Source organism: Novilysobacter antarcticus, from assembly GCF_019802285.1.
GTDB lineage: Bacteria > Pseudomonadota > Gammaproteobacteria > Xanthomonadales > Xanthomonadaceae > Novilysobacter > Novilysobacter antarcticus.
In genome coordinates, this window is record NZ_JAIEUJ010000002.1 from 905146 (window position 1) to 926144 (window position 20999).

Sequence of the window (20999 nt, forward strand, 5' to 3'; positions counted from 1 at the left end):
CCCGTGGGCCGCAATCGCGGCGCCCCTGCCCGCTCAATTGCGCGCCTTCCCCGCCCCGGAGGCGCCGGTCGCGTCCCGGTCAACCGCTCACACGCGCCAGTCCAGTGGCATGGTGCACGAACCGGCGCATGACCCGGCGCCCTTCCGGCGTTGCGGCGACATTGGCCAGCATCGCCGCAGGATCCAACCCCTCGCGCTGCAACGCAACCTTGCGCGCCTGGATGTAGCCGCGCATGTGGGTGGCGCTGAATTCCGGATGGAACTGCACGCCCCAGGCATTGTCGCCCCAGCGGAACGCCTGGATCGGTTCCAACGCGGAGCGCGCCAGTACGACCGCTCCATCGGGCACCTTCAGCACGCTCTGCTGATGGGTCAGCTGCACGGAAAAACGCTCGGGCATTGGCGCGAGGAGGACGTCATCGGACGCTGTCGGCAGCAGCTCGATCTCGAAGGTGCCCATTTCCCGGCCGGATGGGTTTTCGCCCACCTCGCCACCCAACGCGTGGGCCAGCAACTGGTGCCCGTAGCAGATACCGAAGATCGGGAAACCGGCACGCGCGGCGTCGCCCAGCCAGGCTGCGGTGGCTTCGCTCCAGTCACGGCGTTCGGTGACCATGGCGCCGGAGCCGGTCACGATCACGCCGGCGAAGCCCGCGGTGGACGGCAGGCTCTCACCGGCCTCCACGTTGACCGATACCACGCGCTCACGCGGCAGCCCGCTGGCAACGCGGATCCAGTGCGGGAAAGCGCCATGGCGGCGCATCGATGCGACCGGCTGGCCGGTTTCGACGATCAGGAAGGGAGCAGTCAACGGCAGGGTTCCAGTCAGGCGCGGCGAGCCGCGCGGCAGTAAAAAAGCGGCCCCCTCAGGGCCGGACGTATACTACCGTGCTTTGTTCCCACGGCCTTTCCAGCATGTCGCAGACCGATCCCGGCACCCCGGCTCCGCCGACCTTCCAGCAGCTGATCCAGCGACTCAACGCGTTCTGGGCCAACCAGGGTTGCGTGCTGATCCAGCCGCTGGACCTAGAAGTCGGCGCCGGCACCTTCCACCCGGCGACCTTCCTGCGTGCGATCGGTCCGGAACCGTGGAACGCCGCCTACGTCCAGCCTTGCCGCCGTCCGACCGATGGCCGCTACGGCGACAATCCCAACCGCCTGCAGCGCTACTACCAGTACCAGGTGGCGATGAAGCCCAGCCCGGACAACATCGTCGAGCTGTATTTCGACTCGCTCAAGGCGCTCGGTGTGGATCCGCTGGTGCACGATCTGCGCCTGGTCGAGGACAACTGGGAATCGCCGACCCTCGGCGCCTGGGGCCTGGGCTGGGAAGTCTGGCTGAACGGCATGGAGGTGACCCAGTTCACCTACTTCCAGCAGGCGGGCGGGATGGAATGCCGGCCGGTGCTGGGCGAGATCACCTACGGTCTGGAGCGCCTGTGCATGTACCTGCAGGGCGTGGACAACGTATTCGACCTGGTCTGGACCTACGGTCCGGACGGCCACCCGGTGACCTACCGCGACGTGTACCACCAGAACGAGGTCGAGCAGAGCACCTACAACTTCGAGCACGCCAACGTGGAGGTGCTGCTGCGCCGGTTCGACGAGTGCGAGGCCGAGGCGCTGGCGATGGTCGAACTCAACCTGCCGCTGCCGGCCTATGAGCAGGTCATGAAGGCCAGCCATTGCTTCAACCTGCTGGACGCGCGCCGCGCGATTTCGGTAACCGAGCGCCAGCGCTACATCCTGCGCGTGCGCAAGATCTCCCACGCCGTTGCCGAGGCGTATTTCGCCCAGCGTGAAGCGCTCGGCTTTCCCGGGTTGCGCGCTGCCCCGGCTGCGGCAACTCCGGCGGAGACACTGTGATGACTGCTTCAGACCACACCTCAATGCAACCACTGTTGATTGAACTGGGTACCGAAGAACTGCCGGTCAAGGCGCTGCCGGGCCTGGCTCGGGCCTTCTTCGACGGCATGATTGACGGCCTCGCCAAACGCGGGATCGCCTTCGAGCGCGACGGGGCCAAACCGCTGTACACGCCGCGTCGCCTGGCGGTACTGCTGCCCGGCGTGGCCAGCGAGCAGCCCGAGCAGTCCGCCGAGGTGCTCGGCCCGTATCTCAACATCGCGCTGGACGCCGACGGCCAGCCCACCCGCGCGCTGCAGGGCTTTGCCGCCAAGGCCGGCGTGGAATGGACCGCGCTGGACAAGACCAGCGACAACAAGGGCGAGCGCTTCGTCCACCGTTCGGTGAAGCCGGGTGCGCGCACCGCGGATCTGCTGGGCGACATCGTGGGCGAGGCGTTGGCCGCGATGCCGATCCCCAAGTCGATGCGCTGGGGCAACCACGACTACAGCTTCGCCCGCCCGGTGCATTGGCTGGTTGCCCTGCTGGGAAGCGACGTGGTGGAGATGACTCTGCTGGGCGTGCGCAGTGACCGCATGAGCCGCGGCCACCGTTTCATGCACGACAAACCGGTGTGGTTCACCGCGCCGGAGGATTACGTGGAGTCGCTGCGTGCGGCGAAGGTGCTGGTGGACCCCGACGAGCGCCGCGAGCGGATCGTGCAGCAGGTCCGGGCGGCGGCCTCTGCCTGCGGTGGTGAGGCGCGGATCGATCCGGGCATCCTGGAAGAGGTCAACGGCCTGGTCGAATGGCCCAGTGCGGTGACCTGCGGGTTTGAAACCGAATTCCTCGCGATCCCGGCCGAGGCCCTGATCGCGACCATGGAAACCAACCAGAAATTCTTCCCGGTGCTGGGCGCGGACGGCAAGCTGAGCGAGCACTTCGTCGGCATCGCCAACATCGAGAGCACCGACGTGGAACAGGTGCGCCAAGGCTACGAGCGGGTCATCCGGCCACGCTTCAGCGACGCCAAGTTCTTCTTCGTGGAGGACATGAAGCAGGGCCTGGCCTCGATGGTCGCCGGACTGGCCCACGTCACCTATCAGGGCAAGCTGGGCAGCGTCGCCGACAAGGTGGCACGCGTCGCCGCGCTGGCCGAGTCGATTGCCGGCCAGATCGGCGCGGATCCGGCCCAGGCCCGCCGCGCCGCCGAGTTGTCCAAGGCCGACCTGCAGTCACGTCTGGTGGGCGAGTTCCCCGAGCTGCAGGGCATCGCGGGACGGTACTACGCGGCGGTCGAGAACGAGCCGGTGGAGATCGCGAACGCCATCGACGAGGCCTACCTGCCACGGGTGTCGGGCGACGCCATAGCTCCATCCCCGCTGGGTCAGGTGCTGGCGATCGCCGAGCGGCTGGACACCCTTGCCGGCGGCTTCGCCGCGGGCCTGAAGCCGACCGGCAACAAGGATCCGTTCGCGCTGCGCCGCAACGCGCTGGGGCTGGCGCGGACGCTGCTGGAAGGCGGCCACGAGCTGCTGCTGCACGACCTGGTCGAGCGCGCGCTGGCGGCGCAACCGGTCCAGCACCCCGACATCAGTGCCTTCGATATCACCGCCTTCGTGTACGACCGCCTGCGCGGTTATTACGCCGACCGCGGCGTGTCGCCGCAGCAGTTCGAGGCGGTCAGTCACGTCGCCCACGACTCGCTGCCCGACTTCGGCCGCCGCCTCGCCGCGATCGGCGAGTTCGCCACCCTTCCCGAGGCAGCCGCGCTGGCCGCGGCCAACAAGCGCAGCCGCAACATCCTGCGCAAGGCCGAAGGTGCCGTGGCCGACACCATCGATGCCGCGTTGTTCGCCGAACCGGCCGAACGCGAACTGGCCGAGGCCATCGATGCCGCCATCGCCGACACCGACCCGTTGCTGGACGCGGGCGATTACGTCGCCGTGCTCGGCCGTCTGGCCCGGCTGCGGCCGCAGGTGGATGCGTTCTTCGAGCAGGTAATGGTCAACGCGGATGACGCGGCGGTGCGCAGCAACCGCCTCGCCCTGCTGCGCCGCCTCAGCGATCGCCTCGGCAGCGTGGCCGCCATCGAGCACCTGTCGGTCTGATCCGTGGCCCGATGGGGATTCGGGTTTGCCTCCTTAGCCGGCGCCACTGGCTGCCGGCTAAGGAGCGTCAATAGCAGACAGTGACGCGGCGCGCGGTGCTTGCGGAAGAGACCGGGTCAGCCGGCAAAGCGCGATAACGCGGAGCGATCCGCCCTAGCTTTGCCGGGCCGCCCACAGGGCCAGCTTCTCCCGCCCGATCTTGGCGTTGTGGCGGATATCGACGGGGAATCCCGGGTGCAGCGCAAACCGTTGGATCGCGGCCAGCGACGGACACGTGCGGGCCATCTCGCGCAGATCCCGCTCGATGGCGGGCCACTCGCGACGATGCACCCCCGGCGCCAGCTCGACGCACAACACCGGCTGCTGCGCCCCAAAAGTACCGACGCCGACCAGCGCCGTGCGCCGCACCCGCGGATGGGTGTTGAACACCGGCTCGACCTGTTCGGTGTAAAGCGGCCCTGCAGCCGTCTCCACGCGATGCGACTTGCGCCCGCAGAACCACAACCGTCCCCGCGCGTCCAGATAGCCCAGATCGCCCATCCGGTGGACGACGCGCTCTTCGCTCGCCGTCGGCGCGCTCCCATTCGAGGTGGTCGAGCGGCTTGAAACAGCTATCTGCTCGCGGATCTTCGCCGACCGGGTCTGCGCGTCGCGGTTGAAGTAGCGGTCGGTCGCGGTCGGTCCGGCGACGGTGATCTCGCCGACCTGACCGTCCGCCACGCACAACGCGTCAGACCAATCGGCGATCGGCGCGTCGCTGATGGCGATGATGCGTACCACGTTCGGCGCGGTCGGCTCGCCGACACAGGTGCCCGCACCGGCTTCGGTCGCCTCGCGGGTGGCCTGCAGTTCGCGGCCCTCGATCATCGCCACCGGCAGGGATTCGGTTGCACCGTATGGCGTCCAGAAGCGCGCGTCGGCGGGCAGCAGGTCCCGCAGCGTAGCCACCACATCGGCCGGCACCGGCGCACCGGCCGACATCACCCGCTTCAGGCTCGGCAACGGCTCGCCGTAGCGCGCCAGCACCGCCATCAGCGCCGGGGATCCAAACAGCTGGTCGACGCCGAATCGATCGATCGCGTCGTGCAGTTTGCGCGGATCGGCGTCGGCCGGCCGGGTCGGGTCCATGTCGGGGATGATCGAGGTCACTCCCAGCGCCGGATCAAACAGGGCGAACGGGGGGAACGTCGGCAGGTTCACCCCGCCGGGCTCGATGCCGAACGCATCTCGCAGCATCTCGACCTGGGCGAGGAAATGGCGATGCCGGTACACCACGCCCTTGGGCACGCCGGTGGAGCCACTGGTAAACAGGATCGCGGCAACATCATCGGCGTCTGTCGGGGCTGGCGCAGCCGCCTCGCCGGATGCGATTGCCCGGGCCCCGTCACCCTCGACCTGGGCCAGCGTCGCGTCGCTCAGCCACGGCCGGCGTGCGGTGGTGATCGCCAGCCGCGCAGACTTCGCCCAGCCCAGCAGGCGACGCGCGAGATGCGCCAGACCGATGCCGATGAAGGCATCCGGCTGCGCCTCGTCCAGGCACTGGCGCAGCGCGCGCCGGTCAATGCCGGGATCGACCAGCACCGGCACGGCGCCAGCCTTGAACAGCGCAAACATCAGCAGGAAGAATTCCGGCGACGGCCGCACCATCACCACGACGCGACTGCCGCTGCCGGCCCCGCGCAGCGCCAGCCCGGCGGCGATCGCATTGCTGCGCGCTTCAAGTTGCGCATAGGTCAAGCTGACGTCGTAGCTCGCCAGCCCATCGCGCCGGCGGGTGCCCGGGCAGCGCATCGCGACCCGGTCGGGATACTGCGCGGCCAGTCGCGGCAGGGCTGCGGCGATGTTGCTGGAATCAGTCACGGGGCAGCGGATGGCTGTCGAGGAACGTGCGGATGGCCGGGACCAGAACTTCGTGTCGATCTTCCAGTACGTAATGACCGGCGTCCTCGAACGCGTGCACCTCGGCGCGCGGAAGCGCGTCGGTGAAACCCTTCAGGAAGTGGCGGTCGAACACGAAATCCCGCAGCCCCCAGCCCAGGAATACCGGGCGGTCGGCGAACTCCGGCAGACGCCGTCCGGCCTCGACCACCAGCGGCCACGCGCGATCGCCTTCTGCCAGCGGGATGTCCTGCATGAAGCGCAGCGTGCTGATCGCGTTGTTCCAGCCGTTGTAGGGGGCGATGTAGCCGCGGCGCACGTCGGCCGGCAACGAGCGCGTGGTGCCCATCCAGGCCGCGCCGCGCGCGAAAAGGTTGAAGTGCCGGATCAGGAAGCCGCCAATCCTGGAATCCCGCCCGAAGCTCAAGCGCTTGGGCATCCGCTTGGCCGCCGGCAACGGGAACGCCGCGGTATTGAGCACCACCAATCGCTTGACCTGATCGGCGTGCCGCAGCGCCCAGCCAAACCCGATCATGCCGCCCCAGTCGTGCACCGCCAGCGTCACCGGGCCGGTGATGCGCAGATGACGCAACAGCGCGTCAACGTCGTCCACCCGCGACTGCAGGGTGTAGTCGTAGCGCGGCGAGGCGTCGCGGGCATCATCCGGCCGATCCGACAGGCCCATGCCAACGTGGTCGGGGACGATGCAGCGGTAGCGGTCGGACAGGCCGCGCACCAGATGCCGCCAGTAGAAACTCCACGAAGGGTTGCCGTGCAACATGACCACCACCTCGCCGTCGCGCGGACCTTCGTCGAGGAAACTCATCCCGATACCCGGCCGGACCTCGAAGCGGGCGGGAGTGAACGGATAGTCGGGGAAGTCGCTTGCTGTCATTGCCGGCTCTTGCAGGTCCCGCACGACGACCCGAGGCCAGGCGGAGAGTGGGCCATTATCGGCTGCCGGGACCGCGAACGCACCGCAGCCATTGCAAACCACCGCATGGCGTGGCGCGGAGGAGCGAGTTAGAGCCCACCCTGGACGCCGCTTCAGGGCTTGCCAGACCGTCCGGACGCGCCGTTGCGAACCGGGTAAAATGCCCGGTTCCGCCGCATCCGCCGAGTTCCCGTGAAAGCCACCCTGCACGCCCTGATCGCGCAAGCCATCGACGCCCTCCGCGCCGCCGGCACCCTGCCCGCTGATCTGCCCACGCCCGATTTCGTCATCGAGCGCCCGAAGGCGCGCGTGCAGGGTGATTTCTCGACCAACGCCGCGATGTTGCTGGCCAAACCCGCGCGCTCCAATCCACGGGCGATCGCGCAGGCCCTGGTGGAAGCGCTTCCGTCGAACGCGGATATCGGCACGGTCGAGATCGCCGGTCCCGGCTTCATCAACTTCCACATCAACGAGGCCGCCTGGCGCCGCCAGCTGGGCGAGGTGTTTGCCCAGGGCGAGCGCTACGGACGCAACCGCAGCGGCGAGGGCCGGCGCGCCGGCGTGGAGTACGTCTCCGCCAATCCGACCGGCCCGCTGCACGTCGGCCACGGCCGCGCGGCGGTGATCGGCGACTGCATCGCCCGGGTGCTGGACGCCAACGGCTGGGAAGTGGCGCGCGAGTACTACTACAACGATGCCGGCGTGCAGATCGAAAACCTTGCGCTGTCGGTGCAGGCCCGCGCCCGCGGCATCGGCACCGATGACCCGGCGTGGCCCGAGAACGGCTATCGCGGCGACTACATCGCCGACGTCGCCCAGGCCTATCTGGACGGCGCCAGCGTCGAGCTGGACGGCGAAGTGATCACCGGCGCGAAGGATGCCGACGACCTCGATGCGATCCGCCGCTTCGCCGTCGCCTGGCTGCGCCGGGAGCAGAACAGCGATCTGGCCGCCTACGGGGTCGGCTTCGACGTGTACTTCCTGGAAAGCTCGCTGTATTCCGACGGCAAGGTCGAGGAAACGGTCGCCGCCCTCACCGCCAATGGCCACACCTACGAGGATGGCGGCGCGCTGTGGTTGCGGACCACCGATTTTGGTGACGACAAGGACCGCGTGATGCGCAAGTCCGACGGCACCTACACCTACTTCGTGCCCGATGTCGCCTACCACCTGAGCAAATGGCAGCGCGGCTACGAGCGTGCGATCACCGAGCTGGGCGCTGACCACCACGGCTCGCTGGCCCGCGTCCGCGCCGGCCTGCAGGCATTGGATGCCGGCATTCCGCAGGGCTGGCCCGAGTACGTCCTGCACCAGATGGTGACGGTCATGCGCGGCGGCGAGGAAGTGAAGCTGTCCAAGCGCGCCGGCAGCTACCTGACCCTGCGCGAGCTGGTCGAGGAGGCCGGCCGCGATGCAACGCGCTGGTTCCTGGTCGCGCGCAAGCCCGACTCGCAGCTGACCTTCGACATCGACCTGGCCCGCAGCCAGTCGCTCGACAACCCGGTCTATTACGTCCAGGTCTCGCACGCACGGATGTGCGGGTTGATGCGCCAGCTCGACCAGCGTGGCCTGTCCTTCGACCGCGACGCCGGCCTGCGACTGACCCTGGAAGACGACGCCGCGACGCACGAACTGGTGGTGACGTTGCTGCGCTACCCCGACGTGGTGGAGACGGCCGGCCGCGACCTGGAGCCGCATCAGGTGGCCGCCTACCTGCTGGAACTGGCGCAAGTCTTCCAGTCGTATTACAACGACCATCAGTTCCTGGTCGACGACGCCGACCAGCGCCATGCGCGACTGGTGCTGGCGATGGCAACCCGTCAGGTGCTGGCAAACGGTCTGGAATTACTGGGCGTAAGCGCCCCCGAGGTGATGTAAGTGGCAGCACGACGCGGTAAATCACAGGCGCGACGCAACCAGGGCAACAGCGGCATGCCCGGCTGGGCATGGATGATCCTGGGCATCCTGCTGACCATCGTGGCAATCCTGCTGCTGCCCAAGGTACTCAAGTCCGACGGTGACGGCTTCTTCCGCCCGCAGCCCAATCCCGATGCGCAACCCGCTCCGGTCGCGGTGGACGACAGCGTCGTCGGCGCCGGTGCCACCGACAAGCCAGCCGCCCCGGCCAGCGAAGGGCCGAAGTACGATTTCTATACCCTGCTCCCGGGCAAGGAAGTCGCGGTCAGTGATGCAGAGCTCGCCGCATCCGAACGCGCCGAAGAGCAGCGCGCAGAAGCTTTGCGCGCGGCGGCCGCGTTGCGCGGCGAGACCCCGGCGGCAGTGGTGGCCCGCAATCCAGACGCCGCCGACCCGGCCCTACCGAGTCCGGTGACCGAGGAGCCCGCGACCCCGGCGCCGACACGCACCACGCCACCGGCAACCACCGCCGCGACCGCACCTCCGGCGCCAGCGCCGGCCGCGACTGCTGCGGAAAGCAAGCCCGTCGCCGCCGCCGACGGCAGCCGTTACCTGCTGCAGGCCGGCGCCTTCCAGGCCTCCGGGCAGGCCGAAGAGCTGAAGGCGCAGCTGGCGATGATGGGCCTGAGCGCCCGCGTCGAACCGGCGCAGATCAACGGCAACACCGTCTATCGCGTGCGGATGGGCCCGTACGGCAGCGCAGGTGACCTGGCCGATGCCAAGCGCAAGCTCGCCAGCAGCGGCGTCTCGGCGATGGCGATCAAGGCCCAGTAAGCCCGTCTACCACGTGGCAACGGCGCGCAGCCGCCGCGGCCCGTCCCGGCGACTGCGCGGCGTACGGACATGCGGTGCGCGCCCATATACGGAAAGCTTCAGGCGCCGCGCTTGAGTTTGATCAGCGCCGACGTGTCGCTTTCACCGTCACCCTGATCGACCAAGCGGCCATAGTCGGCCAGCGCAAGGTCCAGCGTGGACAGCTGGATCGACGCCTCGCGGGCGATATCGCGGACGATGCGCAGGTCCTTCAGCATGTGCGCGCTCTTGAAGCCGGGCGCGAACTCGCTGCGCATCATCGTCGCGCCGCGTTTTTCCAGGAACCAGTTGCCGGCCGCGCCCGCCATCAGCGTGGGCAGCAAGCGCTCCGGATCCAGGCCGAGCTTCTCGCCCAGCGCCAGCCCTTCGCAGACCGCCTCGTTGATCCCCGCGACCAGCACCTGATTGACGGCCTTGGTGGCCTGGCCGGCACCGGTCGCGCCCATGTGGCTGATACGGCTGGCATAGGCCTCCAGCACGGGCCGCACCTTCTCGAGTGCATCCGCGTCGCCGCCGGCCATCACCGAGAGCTTGCCGTTGCGCGCACCCTCCACTCCACCCGACACGGGCGCGTCGACGAAGCCGATGCCGTGTTCGTGCAGCATGGTCGCCGCGCGCCGCGCCGTCTGCACCGAGACGGTGGAATGATCGACCACCACAGCGCCGGGCTTGAGCACCTGCGCCAGTGCCTGGACGTTTTCCAGCACGTCGGCGTCCAGCGAGACGCACATCGCGACCACGTCGCAGTCGGCGAAGTTGTCGGCCGAACGCGCCGAACGCACCTCCAGTTCCTTGGCCAGTCCGTCGGCCTTGGACTGGGTGCGGTTGCCCACCACGGTCAACAGCCCGCGCGCGTGCAGGTAACGTGCCATCGGTGCACCCATCGCACCCAGGCCAATGAATCCGGTTTTCATGCAGTTCCTCGTGCCCATTGCAGGCGTTGGTTCAAGTGCCCGGCAACTACGCCAGCGGCGCATCGCTGAGATAGGTATATCCGGTAAGCCCGGCTTCCAGCGCGGCATTCAACCGCTCCGCCTCATCGGCAGGAAGATCGGCGGCGTCGACCTTGGCCCGGTAGTTGGCGCGCAGGTCCTCCAGCCGGTAGCCGACATAGTCGAGCATCACATCGGTGGTGTCGCCGCGGCGCTGCTGGGTCAATTGATACCCGTCGCCGTCGATCTGCACCGCCACCGCGTCGGTGTCGCCAAACAGGTTGTGGATGTCGCCGAGGATCTCCTGGTAGGCGCCGACCAGGAAAAACCCGAGCCGGTAACTCTCGCCCGGGTTGAGCGAGTGGATCGCCATCGAGGTGTCCAGGGTCTCGTTGCCGACGTAGGTATCGATCCGGCCGTCGGAGTCGCAGGTCAGGTCGGCGATCACGCCGCGACGCTGCGGCGCCTCGTCCAGGCGCTCGATCGGCATGATCGGGAACACCTGCTGGATCGCCCACACGTCGGGCATGGATTCGAACACGCTGAAGTTGACGAAATACTTGTCCACCAGCCGCTGGTTGAGCTCGTCCAGCACCGCCTGATGGCTCTTCTCGCCGGCGCTGAGGCGCTCACGCACGCCGTGGGCGATCAGGTAGAACAGGTCATCGATACGGGCCCGGTGGACCAGGTCGATCTGGCCCAGCGCGTAGGCGGTCAGTCCTTCGGTGTGGAAGTGCACCGCCTCATGGAACAGCTCGACCGCCGGCCGTGAATCCAGCTCGGCGTGGATCTCGCGCAGGTGGCGGATCATCGCCGGCTCATCGTCGTGCGCATCGGGCAGACGGCCTTCCGGCGCGGGCTCGACCTCGGAGACGTTGGCGATCAGCACCGCGTGGTGCGCGGTCATCGCGCGGCCGCATTCGGTGACAATCCGCGGCGGCGTCAGGCCGTGCTCGGCGCAGGCATCGGCCAGCGGCTGGACGATGCTGGACGCGTACTGCTGCACGCCGTAGTTGATCGAGTAATAACTGCGCGAGCGGGTGCCTTCGTAATCGATCCCCAGCCCGCCGCCAACGTCCATGTAGCGCACGTTCGCGCCCAGCTTGGACAGCTCGACCAGATAGCGGGTCGCCTCGCGCATGCCGCTGGCGATGTCGCGCACGTTGGAGATCTGCGAACCCATATGGAAATGCAGCAGGCCCAGGCAATCGGTCATGCCCACCTCGCGCAGACTCTTCCACAGGTCCAGCACCTGGCGCGGGGTGAGCCCGAACTTGGCCTTGTCGCCGCCGCTGTTCTGCCATTTGCCCGCGCCGAGGCTCGCCAGTCGCATGCGCACGCCGATCCCCGGCTTGACCCCGAGCGCTTTCGACTCTTCCAACACCAGCGCCAGCTCGGAGGGCTTCTCGATGACGATGAAAGTCTCCATCCCCAGCTTGCGACCAATCAGCGCCAAGCGGATGTACTCGCGGTCCTTGTAACCGTTGCAGACGATCAGCCCACCCGGCCGGCTCAGCGCGAGCACCGCCATCAGCTCCGGCTTGCTGCCCGCCTCGAGACCGAAGCCTTCACCGTGGTGCGAGGCCAGCGTGCCGGCCACGCCCTGGTGCTGGTTGACCTTGATCGGATAGACCGCGGTGTAGCCACCGGCGTAGTCGGCATCGGTCATCGCCTGCGCGAACGCTGCCTGCAACTTGCCCAGCCGGTGCCCGAGGATGTCCGGGAAGCGCACCAGCAAAGGCAGCTTGGCGCCGTTGGCGCGGGCCTGGTCGACCACCTCGGGCAGCGCCACCGCCGGACCGTCCGCCCCTGTCGGCCGTACAGTCACCCGACCCTGATCGTCGACGTCGAAATACCCCTCGCTCCAGCGCGGAACGGAGTAGGTCTTGCGGGCCTGATCAATCGACCAGTGGGACATCGGCAGCTACCGGCAGTGTGGGGGACGGGCATTCTATCGCCCCGGTGTGTGCGGCGTTGCGATGATCGAGGGCACAGGCAGCAGCCCCGCAATGCGTGCAGTGTTCGCGGCACCATGACCGGGCTTGGTTACACTTTGCAGCCTGCGACGCCCGACCGGGCCGCCTCCGATCCCGCCATCGCCGCGCGCGTTGGCCCCCACGCTGGACAGACCCATGACCCCCAAAACTTCCTGGCACTACGAGAATTTCGAACCCGCCGGCTCGGCGATCGGCTTTCGCATCACCCGCAAGCTGGACGAGGTGCAGTCGCCGTTCCAGAAGATCGAGATCTACGAGACCACCGACTGGGGCAACCTGATGCTGATCGACGGGGCGGTGATGCTGACCACCCGCGATAACTTCCTCTACCACGAGATGATGTCGCATCCGGCGCTGTTCACCCACGCCAACCCCAAGCGTGTGGTGATCATCGGGGGCGGCGACTGCGGCACCCTGCGCGAGGTGCTCAAGCACCCCGGCGTGGAGCGCGCGGTGCAGTGCGATATCGACGAGCAGGTCACCCGGATGTCGGAGAAGTATTTCCCCGAACTGTGCGATTCCAACGCCGATCCTCGCGCCCAGCTGCTGTTCGACGACGGCATCGCCTACATGAAGAACTGCGAGCCCGGCAGCGTCGATGTGGTGATCGTCGACTCCACCGACCCGGTGGGTCCAGCCGAGGGCCTGTTCAACAAGTCCTTCTTTGAGTCCTGCTTCCGCGCGCTCAAGGACGACGGCATCCTGGTCCAGCAATCCGAATCACCGCTGGTGCTGCTCGATCTGATCAAGGCTATGCGTGCTGAGATGGGCAAGGCCGGCTTCACGTCGTTCCAGACCCTGCCCTTCCCGCAGCCGTGCTACCCCACTGGCTGGTGGAGCTGCACCCTGGCACGCAAGGGCCAGGGCTTCGATTTCCGTGAGGCCGATGCCCGGGCCAAGACCTTCGCCAGCAAGTACTACAGCGCCGACATCCATCGCGGCGCGGCGACGTTGCCGCCGTTCGTGGCCGAAGCGCTGGGCGGGTAGACCGCCTCAGTCCGTCGGCTCGGCCGACGGATCCTCGATCCCGCTGCGCTGGCCGGCAACCTCCAGGTCCGGCCACCGCCGCGGTATCAGCTTGAGTTCGCCGCGCCGCAATGCATCGGGCAAGGTGCGCGTGCCATCGTCGAACAGCACCAGCGGCGCGACGTCGCGCCAGACGGCATTGTCGAAGGCATGCACGCGGCAGTGGACCGTGTGGTCCACACCCAGGTGGCACAGCAACACATCGCTCACGCCGTCACCATCAAGGTCGCGCACGATCGCGACGCACTCACTGCCCGGTTGGCCACAACCGGCCGAATCCAGATCGCCGGCCGCCATGGCGTCCCACCATCCGGCCCCCGGTTCGGGTCCGATCACCGGCACTGAACCGGGCAGCAGCGCAGCGCTGGCAGCGACATCGTCGCCGGCCCGGCGGTGCCCTCCCCAGGACGGATAGCGGGTGGTCTGCAGCAGCGCGCGCTCGATGCGCCCTGCCAGGTCTGGATTGGCCGTTACCTGCGGTGCCTGCGCCAATTCCTGCAGCGCCGCGTAGCCCGCGCGGCCGGAGCGGAAGCGCAGGTAGACGGTATCGAAGTCCTCCGCGCTGGTACGCCCGTCCAGCAAACGCTGGGCCTGGCTGGTGGCGGAGATACGTTGCGGATCCAGCACCGGCGAGTTGGCCAGCAGCACCAGCAGCAGGCCGGCCAGCGCGGCAGTCACGTTCACAGACTCGACGCGTGCCAGCCAGCGACCGCGCCGATCCAGCGCTGCCCAAGCGTAACCAAAGGCGTGCAGGGTGAGTATCGCCGCGGCGATCCCCGCCCAGATCCTCTCCACGCTCCAGCCGTACTGGCCGACACGCAGGCCCAGGGCCATCAGCGCCAACACCGCAAACACCGGCAGCACGACCAGCCCCGCGGCCGCCACCAGACGCAGCAGGCGCGGGTACGGCGCTGGCTCGTCACCGTCCTGGTACACCGCGTTGGCGAACACCACCATGGCCACGAGCAACGACATCAACACCGTGGCCGCCGACGCGGTGCCCCACAGCGGGGCCAAGCCGGTGAACGGCAGGGTCACCACGAACAGCACGGCGATGGCCGCCAGCAGCGGGAACAGGCCGGTGAAAATCGCGATCAGCAACCGTCGCATCACCTGCACGGGGCGCGCCTGGCTGCGTCCGACCAGCACGCCCAGACCGCCGAACAGCCCGGTGGCCAGATACGCGAACGCGGTGTCGGTGAATAGATCGGCGAAAAATTCCACGCCGATCAGCTTGAACAGCCCGGCCCACAGGCCCAGTACCGCCCAGCAGATTCCGGTGAAGACGCCGGCGACCAACACGGTCAGCAGATTTTGCCAGGCGTGGGCGAACAGCTCCGGGTAGGGTGCGCTCCAGCGGCCGTGCGCCTGCCGGCATTGCAGGAATGGGCCAGCCACAAACAGGGCCGCCGCCATGCTGATCGCGAACGGCGTCAGCACCGCCGAGGCCTCCAGCCCCGGCGCGCCGGTGGCTGCCCTCGCGGCCCAGGCACCCAGCGCGAGGAACACCAACCCAACCAATGTAGCGTTTTGCCAGAAGCGCGCGTCGTCCAGACGCTGGACCGACAAGGCCATTGCTGTGGGCACCGCCAGCACCAGCGTGTACCAGCACACACGGGTGCCCAGATCGCCGAGCAGCGGCCAGTCGCTGTCCACCCCGACCCAGACCACCCACAGCGCCAGCGCCTGCAGCAGCGCCAGCAGGACGATGAAACCCTGCACCTGGCGCGGCAACGGTTCCTCAGCGGGCGTCATCGCGCTGTCCGCACGCTCAAAGCGCGTCGCCATCCAGCTCGCCGGTGCGGATGCGTACCACCCGGTCCAGATCCCAGACGAAAATCTTGCCATCGCCGATCTTGCCGGTCCCGGCGGTTTTCATGATCGCCTCGACCACGGTGTCGACCTGGTCGTCGGTGATGGCGACTTCGAGCTTGATCTTGGGCAGAAAATCCACCACGTACTCGGCGCCGCGATACAGCTCCGTGTGGCCTTTCTGGCGGCCGAAACCCTTCACCTCGGTGGCAGTGATGCCGGCCGCGCCGGCCTCGGCAAGCGCCTCGCGCACGTCATCGAGCTTGAACGGCTTGATCACCGCCATGACCATTTTCATCGGGAACTCCGGGGTTGCAGGGCATCGTTGCAACGAGGATAGCGCGAAGCCTGGCAGCCGCTGCGCTAAACTGGACGCCAGGCTTGTCAGACTATTCCGACAGTCGATCGCGGGCCCGGCCGATTGTGGTGTGACTTCGCGCGTACCACTGTTGAACCATTGCCGGAGGAGCCAACATGATTGATCTCAACCACATCGATGAACTTGCACGCCGCCTCAGCGGCCTGGTACCGCCCAGCCTGCGCGAGGGTCGCGAGGAGCTGCAGCAGAACTTCAAGTCCGTCCTCCAATCCGGTCTGTCGCGGCTGGACCTGGTGACCCGCGAGGAGTTCGACGTGCAACGCGCCGTCCTGCTGCACACCCGGGAAAAACTCGACCAGTTGCAACGTACCGTCGCCGAGCTGGAAGCGCAGCTGGGCCCGCGCGTGAGCAGCGGCGCGGCGACCGCCGATCCCTCCGCACCGCCGCGCCACTGATCCGCCCCCATGAACCTGGCACTCGTGCACAGCCGTGCGCGGTCGGGTATTCGTGCCGCTTCAGTCCGGGTGGAAGTGCATCTGGGCGGTGGCCTGCCGTCGATGTCGATCGTCGGATTGCCGGAAACCGCGGTGCGCGAATCACGTGAACGCGTACGCGCCGCGATCCAGTGCGCCCAGTTCGAATTTCCGTCTCGGCGGATAACCGTCAACCTTGCCCCGGCGGACCTGCCAAAGGGCGGCGGCCGCTTCGACCTGCCGATCGCGCTGGGAATCCTCGCCGCCAGTGGGCAGATTCCGCTGGAAGCGCTGGGCGAGTACGAGTTTCTGGGTGAGCTGGGCCTGACCGGCGAGCTGCGCGCGGTCGATGCAGTACTGCCCGCGGCGCTGGCGGCCGCACAGGCCGGTCGCAAACTGGTGGTGCCACCCGCCAACGGGGCGGAGGCCGCCCTGGTCAGCCAGGTGGAAACCCGGACCGCGCGCACCTTGCTGGAGGTGTGCGCGATGCTGTCCGGGCACAAGTCGCTGCCGCGGGCCGAAGCCCCTGCGCTCGCCCGGAGCGCCGGCCCGGACCTGGCCGACGTGCGCGGTCAGGCGCACGCGAGGCGGGCGCTCGAGGTCGCGGCGGCGGGTGGGCATCATCTGCTGCTTGTAGGTCCGCCAGGGTGCGGCAAGACTTTGCTCGCCTCGCGGTTGCCCGGGCTGTTGCCGGCTGCCAGTGACGCCGAGGCGCTGGATTCGGCGGCCGTCGCCTCGCTGGGCGGGCGCGGGGTGGATGCCTCGCAGTGGCGCGAGCGGCCGTTTCGCGCGCCGCACCACACCGCGAGTGCGGTCGCCCTGGTCGGCGGCGGTACCGAGCCCCGCCCGGGCGAGATATCCATGGCCCACAACGGCGTACTTTTCCTCGACGAGTTGCCCGAATGGAGCCGGCGCACGCTGGAGGTGCTGCGCGAGCCGCTGGAGTCGGGCAACGTCACCATCGCGCGTGCCGCCCGCAGTGTCGAGTTTCCCGCGCGCTTCCAGCTCGTTGCGGCGATGAACCCCTGTCCCTGCGGCTGGGCGGGCGATCCCAGCGGGCGCTGCCGCTGCAGCCCGGACATGATCCTGAACTACCGTGCGCGCGTCTCGGGGCCGCTGATGGACCGGATCGACCTGCACGTCGAGGTGCCGCGCCTGCCGCCATCCGAGCTGCGTCCCGATGCCGCGCCTGCCGAGGGCAGCGATACCGTGCGCGAGCGCGTGGTCGCCGCGCGCAAGCTGCAACTCGAGCGCGCCGGCAAGGCCAACGCCCACCTCAACCAGCCCGAGACCGGTGCGACATGCCGTCTGGCGGAGGCGGATTTTGCCCTTCTGGAGCGTGCAATCGACACGCTGCACCTGTCGGCGCGATCGATGCACCGGATCATGCGGGTCGCGCGGACGATCGCGGACCTCGCCGGCAGTCCGCAGATCGAGACCACGCACCTGAGCGAGGCAATTGGCTACCGCAGGGTCGACCGCGGGATGCCGGTGACGGCGTAAACCGGACGCCGTTGCAACCACCTACTTACGTGATCTTCTCCAGCGCACTGCCCTTGTGGGCGGCGATGTGCTCGGTCTTGTCGCTCTTGATCTCGTACTGCGGCTCCTCCGCGCTGGCCCGGTGGGTGTGCCCCTTGTAGTCGAAATCGCGCTTGTGGACCTTGATGATCCTGCCGCTGACGTTGCCGGCCTCCGAGTTCCAACGCACGTGATCGCCAACCTTGAATTCCGCCATGACACCCTCCTCTCCTCTGGCTTGAACAGGGGCGGGAAACGCCGTAGCGGATACTCCGGTGCGCGCAAGGAAAATGCCGCCCCTTCCCTGGGCAGCATCCTCGCGTGCGGATCATGACCGCGTCAGGGTCAGGCCAGAGCGGGCTCGGACTGGAACTGCTCTTCCTCGGTGGACCCGGTCAGCGCGGTGGTCGATGACTGTCCGCTCTGGATCACCTGGGTGACCGCATCGAAGTAGCCGGTGCCAACCTCGCGCTGGTGCTTGACCGCGGTGAAGCCTTCGCTGGCGGCGGCGAACTCGGCCTGCTGCAGCTCCACGAACGCACTCATCTGGCGCTGCGCGTAGCCGCGGGCCAGGTTGAACATGCCGTAGTTCAGTGCGTGGAAGCCGGCCAGGGTGATGAACTGGAACTTGTAGCCCATCTTGGCCAGGTCGATCTGGAAGCGGGCGATGGTCGCGTCGTCCAGATTGGCCTTCCAGTTGAAGCTGGGCGAGCAGTTGTAGGCCAGCAGCTTGCCGGGGAACTTGGCGTGGATCGCCTCGGCGAACTTGCGCGCAAACTCCAGGTCCGGCTTGCCGGTCTCGCACCACACCAGGTCGGCGTAGGGAGCGTAGGCGAGACCGCGGCTGATCGCCTGATCGAGTCCCTTGCGGGTCTTGTAGAAGCCCTCGACCGTGCGCTCGCCGGTCACGAACGCCGCGTCGGTCGGGTCGATGTCGGACGTCAGCAGGTCGGCGGCCTCGGCGTCGGTGCGCGCAACGATCAGCGTCGGCACGCCCATCACGTCGGCCGCCAGGCGTGCGGCGACCAGCTTCTCGATCGCCTCGCGGGTCGGCACCAGCACCTTGCCGCCCATGTGGCCGCACTTCTTCGCGCTGGCCAACTGGTCCTCGAAGTGCACACCGGCGGCGCCGGATTCAATCATGCCCTTCATCAGCTCAAAGGCGTTCAGAACGCCGCCGAAACCGGCCTCCGCATCGGCGACGATCGGCTGCAGAAAGTCGATATCGCCGCTGCCTTCGGCGCACTGGATCTGGTCGGCGCGCAGCAGCGTGTTGTTGATGCGCTTGACCACGGCCGGCACCGAGTCGGCCGGGTACAGCGACTGGTCGGGGTACATCTGGCCACCCAGGTTGGCGTCCGCGGCGACCTGCCAGCCGGAGAGGTAGATCGCCTTCAACCCGGCCTTGACCTGCTGCATGGCCTGGTTGCCGGTCAGTGCGCCCAGCGCATTGACGAAGTCCTCGCGCTGCAGCGACTGCCACAGCTTGTCGGCACCCAGCCTGGCCAGGCTGTGTTCGACGGCAACAGTGCCGCGGAGCCGCACAACCTCCTCGGCCGAGTAGGGACGGGTGATGCCCTTCCAGCGGGGGTTGGTGTTCCAGTCGTCACGGATCTGATCAGCGGTGGGTTGAGTGCTCATGGCGGTGTCCTGTGTGGGGTGACGTTTAGGGCGGAGCGGGAGAAAACAGTGGGCGTCAGTCGAGACGGCGGTAGGCGGGAATGGTGAGGAAATCCTCCAGCGTGTCGGCGTGGCAGAGGCGGTCGAGCATGCCGATGGCCTCCTCGATCCGGCTGCCCCCGATGAGCTCGCGGCGATCGCCCAAGCGCGCCGGCAGGCCGATGAAGGCGCGCTCCAGCAGGGTGAAGTCGATCGGGGTGCCGTCGTCCAGCTGCGGCGGCTCGGCCTGGGGATCACCTGCGGCGATCGCCTGCTCCTGGCAGTGCAGCCACTGCCACAGCTGGGTGCGGGCGATCTCGGCGGTGGCCGCGTCCTCCATCAGCCAGTGGATCGGCACGCAGCCGTTGCCATCCAGCCAGGCGGCCAGGTAGCGAACGCAGACCTCGACATTGCCGTCGAAGCCGGCGCGGGTGATCGTGCCCAGCGGCGGCGTCAGCAGTTGGTCGCGCAACTGGCGCTCGGTGAAGGCCTGCACGTCCTCACGCAGCACGTGGTGCTGGTGGGCGCCGGGCATGCGCTCGTCGAAAATATCGCGGGCGATCGGGATCAGCGCCGGGTGGGCTACCCAGGTACCGTCGTGGCCGGCGGTGACCTCGCGCAGCTTGTCGGCGCGCACCTTGGCCATCGCCCGGTCGTTGGCCGCCGGGTCGTTGCTGATCGGGATCTGTGCGGCCATGCCACCCATGGCGTGGGCACCGCGGCGGTGGCAGGTGTGGATCAGCAACTCGGAATAGGCGCGCAGGAAAGGTTGGTCCATGCCGACCTGGCCACGTTCGGGCAGCACTCGGCCGGGGTGCGCGCGGAAGGTCTTGATGTAGCTGAAGATGTAATCCCAGCGCCCGCAGTTCAGACCGGCAATGCGGGTCTTGAGCGCGTGCAGGATCTCGTCCATCTGGAACACGGCCGGCAGGGTCTCGATCAGCACGGTAACCTTGATCTGCCCTTCGGCCACGCCGAGCGCGCGCTCGACGTGATCGAGCACGTCGTTCCAAAGCGCCGCCTCCTCCATCGATTCCAGCTTGGGCAGGTAGAAATAAGGGCCGCGATCGCGCGCAGCCAGCGCGGCGGCGTTGTGGAAGGCGAACAGCCCCAGATCGAACAGGCTAGCGGACATGGGCTGGCCATCGACCTGCACGTGCTTCTCGTCCAGATGCCAGCCACGTGGCCGCACCAGCAGCACCGCCTGCTCGTCGGTGGGCTTCAGGGCGTAGTGCTTGCCGGGGGTGCCGTCGGCGCGCGCCGCGGCGTGGAACTCCAGCGTTCCGTCGACCGCACCGCGCATGGACTGCTGGCCTGCGATCAGGTTCTTCCAGGTCGGCGACGTGCTGTCCTCGAAATCGGCCATGAAACAGTTGGCACCCGAGTTCAGCGCGTTGATGACCATCTTCGCGTCCACCGGGCCGGTGATTTCGACCCGGCGGTCGCGCAGCGCGGCTGGCAGCGGGGCGACCTTCCAGTCGCTCTCGCGGATGCTGCGGGTGTCCTCGCGGAAGTCCGGCAGCCGGCCGTTGTCCACCCCCGCCTGCCGGATAACCCGTGCGGCCAGGCATCCCAGGCGACGCGCATCAAAACGCCGATGCAGTCCGGTCAGGAACTCCCTGGCCGAAGCGCTCAGCAGTTGCGCCTGATCGTCCGCGACGGCGCTGACGCTGAACCCTTGGGTGGCGGGTTCCGTCTCACGCTTCATTACTGCCGACATGCCGTTGCTCCAGTGGTGGGGCACTCGACCATGCGTTGGCAA

At 68.0% G+C, this 20999-nt stretch carries 17 protein-coding genes; 7 read left to right on the forward strand and 10 right to left on the reverse strand.

What is annotated here, in order from left to right:
• Window positions 1-79: 79 nt before the first annotated feature.
• Window positions 80-811 (reverse strand): glutamine amidotransferase, encoded by a 732-nt coding sequence (locus KZ491_RS08855; RefSeq protein ID WP_222565434.1) that lies wholly within the window; start codon window positions 809-811, stop codon window positions 80-82.
• Window positions 812-915: 104 nt separating this feature from the next.
• Between KZ491_RS08855 and glyQ the strand changes: the two genes are divergently transcribed.
• The gene (gene glyQ, locus KZ491_RS08860) at window positions 916-1866 is read left to right on the forward strand and encodes a glycine--tRNA ligase subunit alpha (protein WP_222565435.1); all 951 of its coding nucleotides are present in this window, start codon (window positions 916-918) and stop codon (window positions 1864-1866) included.
• The gene (glyS, locus tag KZ491_RS08865; protein WP_246606636.1) at window positions 1866-3956 is read left to right on the forward strand and encodes a glycine--tRNA ligase subunit beta; all 2091 of its coding nucleotides are present in this window, start codon (window positions 1866-1868) and stop codon (window positions 3954-3956) included. Before glyQ ends, glyS begins: the two co-directional genes overlap by 1 nt.
• Window positions 3957-4109: 153 nt before the next feature.
• Here the strand turns inward: glyS and oleC are convergent, their stop codons facing one another.
• Together oleC and KZ491_RS08875 are read right to left on the reverse strand one after the other, a co-directional pair.
• Window positions 4110-5816: an olefin beta-lactone synthetase gene (gene oleC, locus KZ491_RS08870; RefSeq protein ID WP_222565436.1), complete on the reverse strand. Its 1707-nt coding sequence runs from the start codon at window positions 5814-5816 to the stop codon at window positions 4110-4112.
• Window positions 5809-6729, reverse strand: coding sequence for an alpha/beta fold hydrolase (locus KZ491_RS08875; RefSeq protein WP_222565437.1), 921 nt, complete (start codon window positions 6727-6729; stop codon window positions 5809-5811). The genes oleC and KZ491_RS08875 overlap by 8 nt, the downstream gene beginning before the upstream one ends.
• A 231-nt stretch (window positions 6730-6960) precedes the next feature.
• Between KZ491_RS08875 and argS the strand changes: the two genes are divergently transcribed.
• Both argS and KZ491_RS08885 read left to right on the forward strand, forming a co-directional pair.
• Window positions 6961-8646 (forward strand): arginine--tRNA ligase, encoded by a 1686-nt coding sequence (gene argS / locus KZ491_RS08880; protein WP_222565438.1) that lies wholly within the window; start codon window positions 6961-6963, stop codon window positions 8644-8646.
• Window positions 8647-9459, forward strand: a complete 813-nt coding sequence (locus KZ491_RS08885; RefSeq protein WP_222565439.1) for an SPOR domain-containing protein — start codon at window positions 8647-8649, stop codon at window positions 9457-9459.
• A gap of 98 nt (window positions 9460-9557) precedes the next feature.
• Here the strand turns inward: KZ491_RS08885 and KZ491_RS08890 are convergent, their stop codons facing one another.
• Both KZ491_RS08890 and speA read right to left on the reverse strand, forming a co-directional pair.
• Entirely contained in the window at window positions 9558-10412 is an 855-nt protein-coding gene (locus KZ491_RS08890) for an NAD(P)-dependent oxidoreductase (RefSeq protein WP_222565440.1), read from the reverse strand.
• 46 nt (window positions 10413-10458) lie between these two features.
• Complete coding sequence (gene speA / locus KZ491_RS08895) at window positions 10459-12348, reverse strand: arginine decarboxylase (protein WP_222565441.1); 1890 nt, start codon at window positions 12346-12348, stop codon at window positions 10459-10461.
• 214 nt (window positions 12349-12562) lie between these two features.
• Here speA and speE point away from each other — a divergent pair, with 214 nt between their 5' ends.
• On the forward strand, window positions 12563-13414 hold the full coding sequence (speE, locus tag KZ491_RS08900) for a polyamine aminopropyltransferase (RefSeq protein WP_222565442.1): 852 nt from the start codon (window positions 12563-12565) through the stop codon (window positions 13412-13414).
• Between the two features lie 6 nt (window positions 13415-13420).
• Here speE and KZ491_RS08905 read toward each other — a convergent pair whose 3' ends face one another.
• Both KZ491_RS08905 and KZ491_RS08910 read right to left on the reverse strand, forming a co-directional pair.
• The gene (locus tag KZ491_RS08905) at window positions 13421-15241 is read right to left on the reverse strand and encodes a DUF4153 domain-containing protein (protein WP_246606638.1); all 1821 of its coding nucleotides are present in this window, start codon (window positions 15239-15241) and stop codon (window positions 13421-13423) included.
• On the reverse strand, window positions 15225-15563 hold the full coding sequence (locus tag KZ491_RS08910) for a P-II family nitrogen regulator (RefSeq protein WP_222565443.1): 339 nt from the start codon (window positions 15561-15563) through the stop codon (window positions 15225-15227). The genes KZ491_RS08905 and KZ491_RS08910 overlap by 17 nt, the downstream gene beginning before the upstream one ends.
• Window positions 15564-15739: 176 nt before the next feature.
• Between KZ491_RS08910 and ubiK the strand changes: the two genes are divergently transcribed.
• Complete coding sequence (ubiK, locus tag KZ491_RS08915) at window positions 15740-16039, forward strand: ubiquinone biosynthesis accessory factor UbiK (protein ID WP_222565444.1); 300 nt, start codon at window positions 15740-15742, stop codon at window positions 16037-16039.
• A 9-nt stretch (window positions 16040-16048) separates the two neighbouring features.
• On the forward strand, window positions 16049-17560 hold the full coding sequence (locus KZ491_RS08920; RefSeq protein ID WP_222565445.1) for a YifB family Mg chelatase-like AAA ATPase: 1512 nt from the start codon (window positions 16049-16051) through the stop codon (window positions 17558-17560).
• 25 nt (window positions 17561-17585) lie between these two features.
• Here KZ491_RS08920 and KZ491_RS08925 read toward each other — a convergent pair whose 3' ends face one another.
• The 3 genes from KZ491_RS08925 to aceB all read right to left on the reverse strand — a co-directional run bounded on the left by KZ491_RS08925 (window position 17586) and on the right by aceB (window position 20957).
• Window positions 17586-17795 (reverse strand): hypervirulence associated TUDOR domain-containing protein, encoded by a 210-nt coding sequence (locus KZ491_RS08925; RefSeq protein ID WP_222565446.1) that lies wholly within the window; start codon window positions 17793-17795, stop codon window positions 17586-17588.
• 128 nt (window positions 17796-17923) lie between these two features.
• The gene (gene aceA / locus KZ491_RS08930) at window positions 17924-19219 is read right to left on the reverse strand and encodes an isocitrate lyase (protein ID WP_222565447.1); all 1296 of its coding nucleotides are present in this window, start codon (window positions 19217-19219) and stop codon (window positions 17924-17926) included.
• Window positions 19220-19274: 55 nt separating this feature from the next.
• Complete coding sequence (gene aceB / locus KZ491_RS08935) at window positions 19275-20957, reverse strand: malate synthase A (RefSeq protein WP_222565448.1); 1683 nt, start codon at window positions 20955-20957, stop codon at window positions 19275-19277.
• Window positions 20958-20999: the final 42 nt, after the last annotated feature.

Excerpts from the sequence above, each read along its gene's own strand:
- glyQ (WP_222565435.1), top strand. The coding sequence starts at position 916 with ATGTCGCAGACCGATCCCGGCACCCCGGCTCCGCCGACCTTCCAGCAG.
- glyS (WP_246606636.1), top strand. The coding sequence starts at position 1,866 with ATGACTGCTTCAGACCACACCTCAATGCAACCACTGTTGATTGAACTG.
- KZ491_RS08875 (WP_222565437.1), bottom strand. The coding sequence starts at position 6,729 with ATGACAGCAAGCGACTTCCCCGACTATCCGTTCACTCCCGCCCGCTTC.
- KZ491_RS08890 (WP_222565440.1), bottom strand. The coding sequence starts at position 10,412 with ATGAAAACCGGATTCATTGGCCTGGGTGCGATGGGTGCACCGATGGCA.
- speA (WP_222565441.1), bottom strand. The coding sequence starts at position 12,348 with ATGTCCCACTGGTCGATTGATCAGGCCCGCAAGACCTACTCCGTTCCG.
- speE (WP_222565442.1), top strand. The coding sequence starts at position 12,563 with ATGACCCCCAAAACTTCCTGGCACTACGAGAATTTCGAACCCGCCGGC.
- KZ491_RS08905 (WP_246606638.1), bottom strand. The coding sequence starts at position 15,241 with ATGGCGACGCGCTTTGAGCGTGCGGACAGCGCGATGACGCCCGCTGAG.
- KZ491_RS08910 (WP_222565443.1), bottom strand. The coding sequence starts at position 15,563 with ATGAAAATGGTCATGGCGGTGATCAAGCCGTTCAAGCTCGATGACGTG.
- ubiK (WP_222565444.1), top strand. The coding sequence starts at position 15,740 with ATGATTGATCTCAACCACATCGATGAACTTGCACGCCGCCTCAGCGGC.
- KZ491_RS08920 (WP_222565445.1), top strand. The coding sequence starts at position 16,049 with ATGAACCTGGCACTCGTGCACAGCCGTGCGCGGTCGGGTATTCGTGCC.
- KZ491_RS08925 (WP_222565446.1), bottom strand. The coding sequence starts at position 17,795 with ATGGCGGAATTCAAGGTTGGCGATCACGTGCGTTGGAACTCGGAGGCC.
- aceA (WP_222565447.1), bottom strand. The coding sequence starts at position 19,219 with ATGAGCACTCAACCCACCGCTGATCAGATCCGTGACGACTGGAACACC.
- aceB (WP_222565448.1), bottom strand. The coding sequence starts at position 20,957 with ATGTCGGCAGTAATGAAGCGTGAGACGGAACCCGCCACCCAAGGGTTC.